This is a genomic window from bacterium, assembly GCA_022616075.1.
GTDB lineage: Bacteria > Acidobacteriota > HRBIN11 > JAKEFK01 > JAKEFK01 > JAKEFK01.
In genome coordinates, this window is record JAKEFK010000173.1 from 1 (window position 1) to 12378 (window position 12378).

General features: G+C 48.6%; 15 protein-coding genes and 1 pseudogene. 10 read left to right on the top strand and 6 right to left on the bottom strand.

Annotated elements, in window-relative coordinates:
• The first annotated feature begins 26 nt into the window (after positions 1-26).
• The 4 genes from L0156_13675 to argF all read left to right on the top strand — a co-directional run bounded on the left by L0156_13675 (position 27) and on the right by argF (position 4139).
• Positions 27-824, top strand: a complete 798-nt coding sequence (locus tag L0156_13675) for a class I SAM-dependent methyltransferase (protein MCI0604046.1) — start codon at positions 27-29, stop codon at positions 822-824.
• A 109-nt stretch (positions 825-933) separates the two neighbouring features.
• Positions 934-2226, top strand: coding sequence for a cyclic 2,3-diphosphoglycerate synthase (locus L0156_13680; GenBank protein MCI0604047.1), 1293 nt, complete (start codon positions 934-936; stop codon positions 2224-2226).
• A 15-nt stretch (positions 2227-2241) separates the two neighbouring features.
• The gene (gene arcC / locus L0156_13685) at positions 2242-3186 is read left to right on the top strand and encodes a carbamate kinase (GenBank protein MCI0604048.1); all 945 of its coding nucleotides are present in this window, start codon (positions 2242-2244) and stop codon (positions 3184-3186) included.
• A gap of 2 nt (positions 3187-3188) precedes the next feature.
• A complete protein-coding gene (argF, locus tag L0156_13690; protein MCI0604049.1) occupies positions 3189-4139 on the top strand; it encodes an ornithine carbamoyltransferase in 951 nt (316 codons plus the stop codon).
• A 26-nt stretch (positions 4140-4165) separates the two neighbouring features.
• Here argF and L0156_13695 read toward each other — a convergent pair whose 3' ends face one another.
• The 6 genes from L0156_13695 to L0156_13720 all read right to left on the bottom strand — a co-directional run bounded on the left by L0156_13695 (position 4166) and on the right by L0156_13720 (position 8611).
• Positions 4166-4546 (bottom strand): GxxExxY protein, encoded by a 381-nt coding sequence (locus L0156_13695; protein ID MCI0604050.1) that lies wholly within the window; start codon positions 4544-4546, stop codon positions 4166-4168.
• Complete coding sequence (locus L0156_13700) at positions 4533-5480, bottom strand: hypothetical protein (GenBank protein ID MCI0604051.1); 948 nt, start codon at positions 5478-5480, stop codon at positions 4533-4535. The genes L0156_13695 and L0156_13700 overlap by 14 nt, the downstream gene beginning before the upstream one ends.
• A complete protein-coding gene (locus tag L0156_13705) occupies positions 5471-6841 on the bottom strand; it encodes a hypothetical protein (GenBank protein MCI0604052.1) in 1371 nt (456 codons plus the stop codon). The genes L0156_13700 and L0156_13705 overlap by 10 nt, the downstream gene beginning before the upstream one ends.
• A complete protein-coding gene (locus tag L0156_13710) occupies positions 6829-7524 on the bottom strand; it encodes a hypothetical protein (GenBank protein ID MCI0604053.1) in 696 nt (231 codons plus the stop codon). Before L0156_13710 ends, L0156_13705 begins: the two co-directional genes overlap by 13 nt.
• Positions 7524-7871 (bottom strand): hypothetical protein, encoded by a 348-nt coding sequence (locus L0156_13715; GenBank protein MCI0604054.1) that lies wholly within the window; start codon positions 7869-7871, stop codon positions 7524-7526. Before L0156_13715 ends, L0156_13710 begins: the two co-directional genes overlap by 1 nt.
• 275 nt (positions 7872-8146) lie before the next feature.
• A complete protein-coding gene (locus L0156_13720; protein MCI0604055.1) occupies positions 8147-8611 on the bottom strand; it encodes a hypothetical protein in 465 nt (154 codons plus the stop codon).
• Between the two features lie 197 nt (positions 8612-8808).
• Here L0156_13720 and L0156_13725 point away from each other — a divergent pair, with 197 nt between their 5' ends.
• The 6 genes and pseudogenes from L0156_13725 (at position 8809) to L0156_13750 (ending at position 12248) form a co-directional block, all read left to right on the top strand.
• Positions 8809-9219 carry a GntR family transcriptional regulator gene (locus L0156_13725; GenBank protein MCI0604056.1) on the top strand — a complete coding sequence of 137 codons (411 nt, stop codon included), beginning with the start codon at positions 8809-8811 and terminating at the stop codon, positions 9217-9219.
• 122 nt (positions 9220-9341) lie between these two features.
• Positions 9342-9646, top strand: a pseudogene (locus L0156_13730) (ATP-binding cassette domain-containing protein).
• 6 nt (positions 9647-9652) lie between these two features.
• Positions 9653-10099, top strand: coding sequence for an AAA family ATPase (locus L0156_13735; protein MCI0604057.1), 447 nt, complete (start codon positions 9653-9655; stop codon positions 10097-10099).
• Positions 10096-10404, top strand: a complete 309-nt coding sequence (locus tag L0156_13740; protein MCI0604058.1) for a hypothetical protein — start codon at positions 10096-10098, stop codon at positions 10402-10404. The genes L0156_13735 and L0156_13740 overlap by 4 nt, the downstream gene beginning before the upstream one ends.
• 126 nt (positions 10405-10530) lie before the next feature.
• Positions 10531-11967 (top strand): hypothetical protein, encoded by a 1437-nt coding sequence (locus L0156_13745; GenBank protein ID MCI0604059.1) that lies wholly within the window; start codon positions 10531-10533, stop codon positions 11965-11967.
• Between the two features lie 74 nt (positions 11968-12041).
• The gene (locus L0156_13750; GenBank protein MCI0604060.1) at positions 12042-12248 is read left to right on the top strand and encodes a hypothetical protein; all 207 of its coding nucleotides are present in this window, start codon (positions 12042-12044) and stop codon (positions 12246-12248) included.
• Positions 12249-12378 lie beyond the last annotated feature (130 nt).

Here is a 12378-nt window from a genome sequence, read left to right on the forward strand (position 1 = left end):
ACAACAACGGTAGATCGTAGTATCAGATGGAAGAATGGCAATTACAGGTTTATAAAAAATCGCTTAAGAAAAAGGAGAAGATCGACCTTCTCTTGCGTTCACTCAACGATCTGAAAGGCAAAACCTGTTTGGAAGTTGGTTGCGCGCGCGGAACGGTTTCGCATTTTTTGCGTTCCGCAGGCGGTGCCTGGCTTCACGCCGATACCGACAAGAGCAATGTTCAAGCTGCAATCTCGCTGGTCAAAGACGGAGTGCTGCAAATTCCACCCAATGTTCTTCCCTTCCCTGATTCCTCTTTTGATGTGATCGTCTCGCTGGATTATCTGGAACACGTGCACGACGATGATGCTGCAATGAGTGAGCTATGGCGCGTTTTGAAACCAGCGGGCCGTTTGCTTATTTCAACTCCGACGACCGGTCCTACTTTTCTGTTAAATAAAGTGAAACCAAAGATCGGTCTGACTCTGGATAAGTATGGACATGTCCGGGAGGGTTATGATCTTGGCGATCTACGGGCGCGACTGAAACAGCAGGGATACGACATTCTATCGTCGACAACCTATTCCCGATTTTTTACCGAATTCATTGAAATGGGGATCAATTTTGCATTTGTGAAACTGCTGGGAAAAGGCATGGAAGGAGAAGCAGGAAAAAGGGACGGAAATATCACCATCGGATCGAAGGAAAGTTTTCAAAAACATCAGGGTTCCATGAAACTTTATTCTCTCGCCTATCCCATTTTATTCGCATTTACGAGGCTGGATAAGCTCCTGCCATGGCAGGGTTACGCTCTGTTTATTGAGGCTCGAAAACCGGCGCAATAGTGCTAGAATAGGACGCTTTGGAGCGCTGCGGGCAGGATGCCCGCGGCTCGTAATGCAGCCTGGAAGCTTGCGCTCCGTAGGAGGATTTGTGAAGACCCGGATCTTAATCATGGGAGCAGCCGGACGTGATTTTCATAATTTTAATGTGCTGTTCCGGAAGGACCCAACTGTAGAAGTCGTTGCCTTTACCGCGACGCAGATTCCTAATATTGCTGATCGCCGTTATCCGGCCGAATTGGCCGGCGAGCTTTATCCGAATGGCATTCCCATTCATGAGGAAAAAGAACTCATCGCACTCATTCAAAAACACAATATTCATCAGGTCATCTTTTCCTACAGCGATGTTTCGCATCAATATGTCATGCACAAAGGATGCGAGGTTCTCGCTGCAGGAGCGGATTACCGTCTGATCAGTCCGACCTCCACCATGCTCATATCCAAAAGACCGGTTGTGTCTGTGTGCGCTGTTCGCACTGGTAGTGGAAAGAGCCAGACCACGCGCAAAGTTGCGGAGATCCTGAAGAACTCCGGCAAGAAGGTCTGTGTCGTTCGCCACCCAATGCCTTATGGGGACCTCGTCGCGCAGCGAGTGCAACGCTTTGCCACTATGGAAGATTTGGACAGGTACGATTGCACGATTGAAGAGCGGGAAGAATACGAACCTCATCTCACAAGAGGGATTGTAGTATTCGCCGGTGTCGACTATCAGGCGATTCTGGATGAGGTGGAAAAGGAAGCCGAAATCGTTCTCTGGGATGGTGGAAACAATGACACGCCTTTTTTCAAATCGGATCTGGAAATTGTAGTTGCTGATCCGCACAGACCCGGCCACGAATTGAGCTACTATCCAGGCGAAGTTAATTTCCGGCGAGCGAACGTGATCGTGATCAACAAAATGGATACTTCCTCGTTCGACAATGTGAACACTGTGCGAGCGAATATTCGCAAAATAAATCCCAAGGCCATTGTTGTGGATGGCGCATCACCGATTTTCTTGGAGAATCCGTCTGCCATCTTCAACAAGAGAGTGCTGGTGATCGAAGATGGACCGACCTTAACGCATGGCGAAATGAAGTACGGCGCGGGAATCTTGGCGGCAAAGAAATTTGCGGCGAGCGCAATTGTGGATCCCAGACCCTATGCTGTCGGTTCGATAGCGGAGACGTTCCGGATTTATCCGGACATTGGCACGTTGCTGCCTGCTATGGGATATGGCGGTAAGCAGATGAAGGATTTGGAAGACACCATCAATCGCGCAGACTGCGACGTGGTAATCATAGCGACTCCGGTCGATTTGCGGCGTTTGGTGAAGTTCAACAAGCCTGCTGTCCGCGTGACCTACGAGCTGCAGGCGATCGGATCTCCTACAATGGAAGATGTGTTGAAGCCTTTCTGTTCCTGATCCTCGATACGAATCATGAGAAATCCAGTTGCGGTGATTGCTTTCGGCGGGAATGCGATCCTGAAAGAAGGGGAAAGAGGCACACAGGAAGAGCAGATCCGGCACTGTGATGAAGCCGCCGACTTGATGGCTCAGATTGTTCAACGCGGATACGATCTGGTCATTGTTCATGGAAACGGCCCACAGGTGGGAAACATCCTGATTCAAATGGAAGAGGCCGTGAACAAAGTTCCCCCTTTTTCGCTGGACGTCTGCGTCGCCGTTTCGGAAGGAAGCATGGGTTACCTGCTGGAGCGCTCTCTGCGCAATCAGTTCAGGAAGCGCAGTTTGAAGAAGGAAGCGGCTACGCTGATTACGCAGGTGATGGTGGATCCGCGAGACCCTGCGTTTGAGAATCCTAGCAAACCGATCGGTCCTTTCTTTACTGCGTATCGGGCAGCCGTGCTGAAGAAAGAAAAGCGCTGGCCGATGGTGGAAGATAGTGGAAGAGGGTATCGCAGAGTTGTTGCCTCACCTTTGCCACAGCGAATCATCAATCTGGAAATCGTCAAATCGCTGATCAACAACGGAACCTGTGTCATTGCTGCAGGCGGTGGAGGGATTCCTGCTTACTATGACGGCTACGATAACATCAAGGGAGTCGAAGCTGTGATCGACAAGGATTACACAAGTAGCTTGATCGCGTCTGAATTAAGAGCAGATCTATTCGTGATCCTGACAAACGTCGAGTTCGTTTCTATCCATTTTGGCAAAAAAAATCAAAAGAATCTGACGCGGGTTCGTTTGAAAGAGATGAAACGTTTTTATGACAGAGGTCATTTTCCACCCGGAAGCATGGGGCCTAAAATAAAAGCGGCAATCGATTTTATTGAAAATGGGGGAAAAGAAGTGATCGTCACTTCAGCAAAAGAATTAATACGCGCGATGAAAGGTCAATCGGGGACGCACATTGTGAGGTAACGATGAAGACCAAGAATGCGGCCGGGACGCCCGCGGTACGGCACTTTTTAAGTTTGAAAGATGTTTCTTCCGGTCAATGGAAGGAGATTTTTGACTTAAGCGCCGATGTGAAGAAAAATCCACAAAAGTACAGCCAGGCGCTCGCCGGAAAAACGCTGGGAATGATTTTTCAAAAGTCGTCGACCCGCACCCGTGTTTCTTTTGAAGTCGGAATGTTTCAATTGGGCGGTCACGCTCTGTTTTTGAGCTCCAACGATATTCAGATCGGGCGAGGGGAAACGATTGCGGACACAGCGCGCGTTCTTTCACGCATGGTCGATATCATCATGGCGCGTGTTTTCGGTCATAACATTGTGGAAGACCTGGCAAAGTATGCAGCCGTTCCGGTGATCAACGGACTCTCCGATTTTTCGCATCCGTGTCAGGGCGTTGCGGATTACTTCACGTTGTATGAAAGATGGGGAGACTGCAAAGGACGCAAAATCGCGTACATTGGTGATGGCAACAATGTTTGTCATTCGCTGCTGTTCGGAGCGGCAGCATTAGGAATGCGCATTAGTGTCGGCGCTCCGGACGGCTACAAACCGGATCAAGGTGTGGTGGATTTTAGCCGGGACCTGGCCACAAAAACCGGTGGATCGGTGACGGTTGTGACGGATCCACGCGAAGCGATTCGCGATGCAGATGCTGTATACACGGATGTGTGGGCATCGATGGGTCAAGAAAAAGAATATCACGAACGAAAAGCAATCTTTGGCGGCTATCAAGTGAATGAAAAACTTTTCGCGTGGGCAAAACCGGATGCACTCTTTTTGCATTGCCTTCCTGCGCATCGCGGTGATGAAGTCACCGATGAAGTGATCGATAGCCCGAATGCAGTGGTGTGGGATGAGGCGGAAAACCGCCTGCATTGCCAAAAGGCCATACTCTTACTCTTGACAGGTAATTTTTAACGCAGAGACGCAGAGAAGCAGAGAATTCAAAGTCCGTTCACAACTCGGTGAATACCGTCCTTCATCAGTCTCTTACCGAAATTAAGCACCATCCCTACTTTTAAGCGACTCAAACGCAAGTATGTTAGTAGCTGTGATTGAAAAATTCTATCGTCTTGGATTGTAGCCTTATTCTCAACCAGAACCTTTCGTTGCACCATTAGATCGATTTTCAAAGGATGGCCGAGAGTGTTTCCCTTGTAACGAATGGGCAATATGACCTGCCGCAACACGTTAAGTCCTCGTCTTTCAAGTTCCCATACCAAAGCCTCTTCATATACACACTCCAACAATCCTGGGCCACCTAAAACGCGGTGAACCTCAATGGCACATTCGACAATTATTTTCGTAATTTCATTCTCTTTCATCTCTGCGTCCCTGCGTCTCTGCGTTTAAATCTTCCTCATTTTGGGTGGTTGACCAGGCGGGGGTGGGAAGAGCTTCTTCTTCCAGCGTTTCCACACGATAAGCAGGGGGAGGCGGGGAGGGTTTCGGTTCCGGAGAGGAGGGAGCAAGCAGAACACCGATGATGGTTCCGGCACAAAGGGGAAAAATCCATTCGGCGGGAATTCGCTGCAAAAGGCCGGTGGTTACCTGTTGGACCTGATGTGTTGTGGTTGTCCGCGAATCGGATATGTGCCCACACACCCACAGCAAGAACAGCAATTTGTAGCAAGGAATTTTTGTAATTTCGCGATCCTGAAAAATTTGATCCAAGGTGCTTCCTGATTGCAAGTACATCCAGATTCTTCTTTCTTCCTCATTGAAGCGGGACAGGTCCGGTTTTGCCGAAAGAATCCGAAAGGGAGGCTTCAGGTCCTCAATCGCACGAATCGCAGTCGGTATTGTGATTGAATTCCTGTTGGCCTGCATCAAAATATCGGCCAGTGGTCGGTCACACCGAATAAACTCCGGATTCATGATTCCGGAGTTTACAGACCAGAACAGGTGGATGGAAGGTTCAAACAAATAATCTGTGCACGCGATCCAATGCTGGTAAATGCTTTTCGCGAAATCCTCTTCATTGAGAAGATGCTGTCGCAACAAAACAGAACCAAAGGGCTTTGTGTGATCGACCTGCCTCTTTACGCTTGAGAGCCTGGTTGGCTCAATGATCCGCTGTTCTTCAAAAAAATTCGTTAAAGAGGCTTCCGGGAAAGTCGAATGAATACAGACTAGCAATCCCTTATCAATGGTCCAGTGAAGGTAGTTTTTGCCTGCCTGCAGAACAATCACACCACTTCTCTTTTGAGTGATGATGCCTCGAACCAGCTGCCATCGATTTACGGAATCTAACGCCATTTTTCCATTCCTTCCACAACCTGCACGAATGGGAAAGAAATGAAAAGAGGATGAGTCCTCCGGCAAGCTTCGAAATGCAGCTGAATAATGTCAGGCGCAACGCTCATCGGGCCTTGAACTCCAACTGTTCCCCGCAACCACACAATCTTTTCATCCTTGTTTAGCGCTTCCAGTAGCTCCTTCTTTTTTGCCGGTTCCATCAAAAAAACTGAACTCTGTATTTCTGAAATCCAGGATTGCTTTTCAACATCAGACAACGAAAGAGAACCGGTATCCACATGAAGAGATGGTTTGCCCGACGAGAATAAACATGCTTCGATTCGAGCGCTGCTTTTTTCCGGTAATACGTGAATTGTGTTTGCTGAGATCAAACAAATTCCGTGTTCATTCTCACCTCCTTCAAATCTCTGGATGTCACTTTTGAGCAGAATGTCCGCATTGGAAGCGATGTACAGCGGGGCATCCGGCTTCGGTGAAGGAAGATGCGGCAGTTCGCGATACGTCTGATGGATGTGCAGATTGTCATCGAATATCAGAATCAGGTTTGCAGCATCACCCAATGGATTGTTTTTGTATTTCACTTTCCATGCATCACCGGATTTTGTCAGTACCAGTTGATCGAGATCCAGCTCGTAGTGATCCGACTGCCAGAATCGTGGATCTTTAGCAGTTATGGTGAAACCTCCCGATTTCCATCCGGCCGGAATGAGAGTGTCCAGAGAAGGGAAATCGATCCATGGAGAGGTTTTTCTTCTGTACGTGGCAAGGTTCGACGGAGCCACTTCATTATGAACTTGCGCGCGAAATAGAGCCGGACCATTCAGCGTCAATCCGGACCGCACAAATACGAAACCATCGAATAGTGTAGAAGTGTTCAGATGCTGTTGCGTATCGCTGAAGAGCGCAAAGTCCTCCAGGCGGATCTGCCGCAAAGGCAATTGCATTTCTGCCAGCGAGCGCGCTTTTTGTGCGCGTAAAGTAAACAGATTGACAGCTACAGAATCCCACGGAGCCGGAAGACTTCCCGAAAAGGCATAGTTGTTCCAGGTGAATGGTTGCATCTGAAGCTGATTCCAGTGCTGCGGATCTGCGAAGAATCGTGGGACCTGGGTGTTGTGCTGCTGCACAAGATGAAAAGCGGCCGCTTCGGAAATGGTGCGGGCGTTGTCGCTGTCAAAAAGCATTTTCGTTGAGGAATAGTGGTTCTGGACAAGAAGCAGCATCCAGTATGCAAAAATGGTAAGGATGAGCACCAAAAGTAAACTTAGAATGAGGGCAAAACCACCTGCGGGCAGGATGCCCGCGGCCCTGAATGCAGGCTGGAAGCCTGCGCTCCATAAGCCATCCTTCATAATACGCATTGGAACTCCATTTGAACGGGCCCCCTTTTCCATCCGATCATCAGAGAAGGGTTGTTCCAGGTGTATGAGAAAGAATCCAGAGTGGAGAGATAGGGTTGCGTTGCTCCTCCAGGACTGACCCAGTAAAGCGTCTGATTTTGAAAAAGAAATCCATGGAGCTCCACTTCGATCAGGGTCCCTTTTTCCGGCTCGGTTCCGGCTGTTAACTTCTTGAACTTCACAGTGAATCCATCAGCCGTCTGCCAGATCGCTTCCGCGATGCCGTAACTCCATGCGAAATTTCCGGTGCTGTCAGAGCCGGTCATCAAATAGGTTTTCTGTTTTGTAATCGCGGCACTCGCAGGCACTGCATGATTGCCGCCCGCTCGGACGAAGGGCGCAGGCAGACCGGTTACGTGAGCCACGGAAAATGCGTTCACTTGCGTGCTTTGCCCAAATGAAAGATCTGGGAAAAAGATGGTTGCGCCTTCCAGGAAGGGATCCACTCTGAGTTTGCGGGTTGATCGTTCCAGAAAGTGTTTGATCAATAACATCCTGTAATTCGATTCATCCTCCGGCTGTGTCTGGGCGCTGATGTTTTTCAAAAGATGTTTTTGGGAATCAAACGCGTGATAACTGAAAAACAGCAACAAGAGAAAAAGTGAGACTCCGACCAGAAATTCCAGCAAAGTGACACCTCGCATTATTCGGATCGGTAAAATAGCGTTTCCACAATTACTTGATTTTGGTGAAGCACACGGCAGCGTATTTGTTTTGTCCCGAAAAATGGCGTGTGATCCTGAATCGACCACTCGAGAAGGAATGTTCCGCTTTTCTCCTGAACATTTCCTTCCAACAGATTTTCAATCGGGACGGAACGCAGCTCCTCAACTTGATTCATGAGCAGAAGCGTTGCTTTTTGCTGGATCTTACTTTTGCTGAGCAAGCGTAACGAGGACATGTTTGCACCCCCGATGAAGATGAGCGCGGTGAAAAGCAGGAAGCATGCAACGAGAATCTCGATGTAAGTAAATCCATTTCTCTTCCTCATCGTGCTAGTGCATCATCAAACCTCATGCCAGCGTTTTCTCGACTGACAGCACGGAGAACGATCGGATTGAAAAATGCAGCTTCAGCGGAAAGTCTAGCGTTCGCAGTGATTAAGAATGTAAATTCCCCTTTACACCAGGATTGGTAGTGGCGTCTGAGATGATTCGCGTTCAATTAACGGGCATGCCTCTAACCTGAGCGCCTGATCAACGTTCGATCCGGACGACCTGAATGATATCGTGAAGACTACGTTAATATTGGATCTGCGTCGTGCACCTACTTTCGGTTCCTGTGAATTCGCCCGCACGCTTGAAGGCTACCATCAGAAGCGAGTCGGATGGAAATCGCTCCTATATCGGCTAACTCTGTATAGGAAGCTCCGATCAACTGCGCGAAAAGAGTGGCGGTACCGTCTGGGTTTACCGACCAGAAGCCTACAAACATTTGCAAAAAGGTAAGAGTCGAACTGGGGCTAGGCTCACACGCCACCGGCCCACCGGGAACCGAAAGCCGATCATAGCGAAGTGAAAGGTAACCGGCAGAAGGGTCTAATCCCGAAGCCGTTCCAAATATGATCAGACCTGTTGTCGAATCGCCAGTGTCAAGAAAAAGAATCTCAGCTTGTGCACCCGATTGATCAATGGGATGAAGCTCCGCACTTCCTGTTCCGGGTGAAGCGTTAACGGACGCGCATAGGAACAGAATCAGCAAAAACAGTAGACGGGTTGGTCGACTTTTCATATGGATACTCCCTTTTTAAGATTTGAATGAATTCTAGGCGCGCCATTTTATGCGTTTGTCATGCAAACGTTATACAAACGTAAAATGAAGCAATCAGAGAGCAATCGTTTCCTGGGAACTTTTTTCCCCCCACTTCGTATTGGAATAGTGTATTAGCTGTATTAAGATAATCGATACAGTTGGGAGGCAAGGCGCTTATGTTATTGCGGATGGATTTGACTTCGGATGTTCCGTTTTACTTACAGATCATTCAACAGATCAAGACGGAAATTGCAAAGGGACGCCTCCACGCAGGTGACGCCCTTCCTTCCGTCAGGGATTTGGCAATGGATCTGGCCATCAATCCGAATACGGTAGCGCGGGCCTATCTTGAGCTGGAACACGAAGGAATCGTATTCAAGCGCCAGGGACACGGAACCTTCATCTCCAGGAAAGCTTCTGTGATCTCTCGCCGTGAAAAGCGCAATCGGATTCAAGCATCGCTGGAGAAGGCAGTAGTGGAGGGGGTTGCCCTTGACCTGACGACTAAGGAGCTTCGCGCCATATTTGAAGCACTGCTTCAAAAACTGGAGGAAACCAGAAAATCAAGGAAGCGAGCCATAAAGTGAGCAACGATTCTGAAGACTACGTGTTGGAAACCCAGGATCTTACCCGGTACTTTGGAACCCTTCCTGCCGTTCGTTTGGTGAGCCTTCGCGTTCCCAGAGGCTGCGTGTTCGGACTGCTGGGAATGAACGGTTCAGGCAAATCGACCCTTATCAGAATGTTGGCAGGCCATCTCCGCCCGCATTCGGGTAGTCTGCGTATTCTGGGGCTCAATCCAGAGGAATATCACTCTAATCTGCGAACTAGAATTGGGTACGTTTCGGAGAAGCGTGAACTTTACGATTGGATGACGGTCGCTGAGAAAATCCAATTCACACGCTCTTTCTACCACAATTGGGATGAGCACAAGCGGCCGGACTGTTGCAACGGTTCGCGCTTCATCCCGAAGAAGCCATCCGGAGTCTGTCCCGCGGAAATCGCGCCCGTCTTTGTTTGTTGTTAGCGCTCTCCTTCAACCCCGAAGTGATCCTGCTGGATGAGCCTACCTCCGGACTTGATCCGAGAGCGAGACGCGATTTTATTGAAAACATTGTGGGAGAAATTGCGCAGTTCGGAAGAACTGTGATTTTTTCTACACACATAGTGGAAGAAGTAGAGCGCGTCGCCGATTACGTGGCGATTCTTCACTGTGGACGTCTCCTATCGGTTGCGAGGGTGGAAGAGATCAAGGCTTCCTACAAGAAAATCCGTTTGGATCACACTCAACCTGTACCGAAGTCTCTCAACCTGGTCTCGATTGAGATTCGAGAAAAGGAAAAAGTCCTGACAGTTAAGGATTGGAATGAAGAAACCGTCCGGCATCTTTCCTGCGAACAGATGCCCATGACCCTGGAAGAGATTTTCGTCGATACAGTCCGCTCCAGCGATGGAGACAAACGATGAACCGCAAAGTTGTTGAGGCTCTCTTCTGGAAAGAATGGCGAGAAACTCGCCGAAGATGGATGGTTTTCCTGCTGATATTCCATCTCCCCGTGTTCGTAGTGCTGGGCAGGTTGAGCTTAGACGGTGCACTGCGAACACAGGTCTTCGCGAATGCAAATGATTTCAACATCGGCAAAAACCTTCTGGATATAGTGGTTGTTCAAGGGCTTTTTAGTTTGACAGTAGGATTGTTTCTAATCGCATTCCATGCCGCCGGCATAGTAGCTCCGGAAACTGAAGAACCGGCAGATCCATTTTCTTTTTAACCTCCCTGTGAAACGCTCGCTGATCCTGGCCATAAAATTTTTTTTCGCCATGGCTGCAAGCATGACACTTTATTTTTCGTCACTTCAATTGTTTAACCGTAAAGAATTTATGTAGGAGATGAATCCATGAATCAGGCCATTCTTATTTCTATGTTTATGGTGTTCTTTACTCGAGAAGATATGAGCCCTGTGGAGTATTACAGACTTTTTCTGGAAGCTCAGAAACACCAGGAGCAAAGCGATTTTGAAATGGTCGCCAAGATCTGTGAAAAGCTTGTGAAGCATTATGGTGACGATAGTGAGGTATGGGAATTGCTTGCAGACGCGCGTCGTGAGCTTGGTGAATACGAGGCGGCCGCAGAAGCCTACAAGAAAGCTCAAGCCTTTGGAGCATGGAACCCTTCTTTTCAGTCTTACTGGATTGCCAGGATGTTCGCTTTAGCGGGGAAGCAGAGGGAAGCTTTGCAATGGCTGGAAAGGGCTGTCGCGGAAGGATACGAATGGCGGCCGGAGATAGCGGAAGATGCAGCTTTCTCCAACTTGAAAGAAGACCCTCGCTTTTTGAAGCTGGCCGGTTCGGGGCCGAACATCACCAACCGGAACGAAGGTTGGCTGGCTGATTTGGATTATCTGGTTTCCGAAATGACCAGACTGAGCATTCTTTACAGGAATCGGCCGATACCTAAGGAGCTGCAAGAAGGGATCCAAACGCTACGTAGAAAGATTCCTGAACTTACTGATGAGCAAATCTTGTTCGGATTTCAGCGACTTGTTGTTCTGTTGGGGGACGGACACAGTTACCTGATTCCATGGACTGCACAAAAGGGATCATTTACTTACATCGGTTTTCGGTTCTGGTTTTTTTCTGACGGCCTGTGCATAATTGATGCCCCGGAAAAATGGAAACAGTTGATTGGAAACAAAATACTCAGGATTGGAAATACCCCGTCTGAAGATTTGCTCGGCAAGATTGAGCCGTTGATCAGCAGAGATAATTCTATGATGTTTGCCTGGGTTGCTCCGGTCTTTCTAAATATTCCCCAGATGCTGCATTATCTCGGCATCCTGTCGGATCCGAATAAAGTACCCCTGCTTTTGCAGGACCGGAAGGGCAAGATACAGGAAATCACCGTGCAGAGTGAAGGGAAACCTAACATCAAAAACATTCCCAAACTCATATCTTCGCAGCTTCCCGGAGCGCCATCCGCGCCGGTCTATCTGTCCAGACTGGAGGACCATTATTGGTTTGAACGGTGGCCTGATTTTGATGCAGTATATTTTCAATTCAACCGTGTATTAAACAAACCGGACGAATCGTTGTCGGATTTTTCAGGCCGGCTTCGCCGGTTTCTAAGTGAAACGAAAGTCAGAAATCTTGTCGTTGACGTAAGAAACAACCATGGTGGTGATGGGTCTTTGTTCCAGTCAGTATTGAAAACATTAATTCATTTCGAAACGACTCGGGAAAATCCGCAATTGTTCATCCTGACCAGCCGGAGCACTTTCTCGGCTACTCAGATTTTCATCAAGCTGTCGACTACTATACCAACGCAGTTTTTGTAGGAGAGCCGAGCAGCTCTAAGCCCAACTTCATAGGTGAAGAATCTTTCGCCGTTTTGCCTTTCAGTGGGGCACGGGTGAGCATTTCTTCACGCTCAAACCAGATTGCGGATGGAATGGATGCACGACCCTGGATCGCGCCTAAAATTCCTGTCTCACTCTCTTCGACAGCTTACTTCTCCAACCAGGATCCGGTACTGGATGCTGTGCTGGATATCATCCGCAGTAAACAGCAATCAAACGAGAATGCATCAAATCAATCTCTAATCGGAGCAATCCCATGAATATGTACAGGCATGTGGTTCGCTTTATTGCCTAACGCGGCATAGCCGACAACCAAAATGATAGCGGAGAGAAGTCCGAATATCGAACAAGGAACTCCGAACCGCAGAAGTCTGGCCGTGCATTCTCCGA

Excerpts from the sequence above, each read along its gene's own strand:
- L0156_13745 (MCI0604059.1), top strand. The coding sequence starts at position 10,531 with ATGAATCAGGCCATTCTTATTTCTATGTTTATGGTGTTCTTTACTCGA.
- L0156_13700 (MCI0604051.1), bottom strand. The coding sequence starts at position 5,480 with ATGGCGTTAGATTCCGTAAATCGATGGCAGCTGGTTCGAGGCATCATC.
- arcC (MCI0604048.1), top strand. The coding sequence starts at position 2,242 with ATGAGAAATCCAGTTGCGGTGATTGCTTTCGGCGGGAATGCGATCCTG.
- L0156_13715 (MCI0604054.1), bottom strand. The coding sequence starts at position 7,871 with ATGAGGAAGAGAAATGGATTTACTTACATCGAGATTCTCGTTGCATGC.
- L0156_13695 (MCI0604050.1), bottom strand. The coding sequence starts at position 4,546 with ATGAAAGAGAATGAAATTACGAAAATAATTGTCGAATGTGCCATTGAG.
- argF (MCI0604049.1), top strand. The coding sequence starts at position 3,189 with ATGAAGACCAAGAATGCGGCCGGGACGCCCGCGGTACGGCACTTTTTA.
- L0156_13725 (MCI0604056.1), top strand. The coding sequence starts at position 8,809 with ATGTTATTGCGGATGGATTTGACTTCGGATGTTCCGTTTTACTTACAG.
- L0156_13705 (MCI0604052.1), bottom strand. The coding sequence starts at position 6,841 with ATGCGTATTATGAAGGATGGCTTATGGAGCGCAGGCTTCCAGCCTGCA.
- L0156_13680 (MCI0604047.1), top strand. The coding sequence starts at position 934 with ATGGGAGCAGCCGGACGTGATTTTCATAATTTTAATGTGCTGTTCCGG.
- L0156_13720 (MCI0604055.1), bottom strand. The coding sequence starts at position 8,611 with ATGAAAAGTCGACCAACCCGTCTACTGTTTTTGCTGATTCTGTTCCTA.
- L0156_13675 (MCI0604046.1), top strand. The coding sequence starts at position 27 with ATGGAAGAATGGCAATTACAGGTTTATAAAAAATCGCTTAAGAAAAAG.
- L0156_13710 (MCI0604053.1), bottom strand. The coding sequence starts at position 7,524 with ATGCGAGGTGTCACTTTGCTGGAATTTCTGGTCGGAGTCTCACTTTTT.
- L0156_13740 (MCI0604058.1), top strand. The coding sequence starts at position 10,096 with ATGAACCGCAAAGTTGTTGAGGCTCTCTTCTGGAAAGAATGGCGAGAA.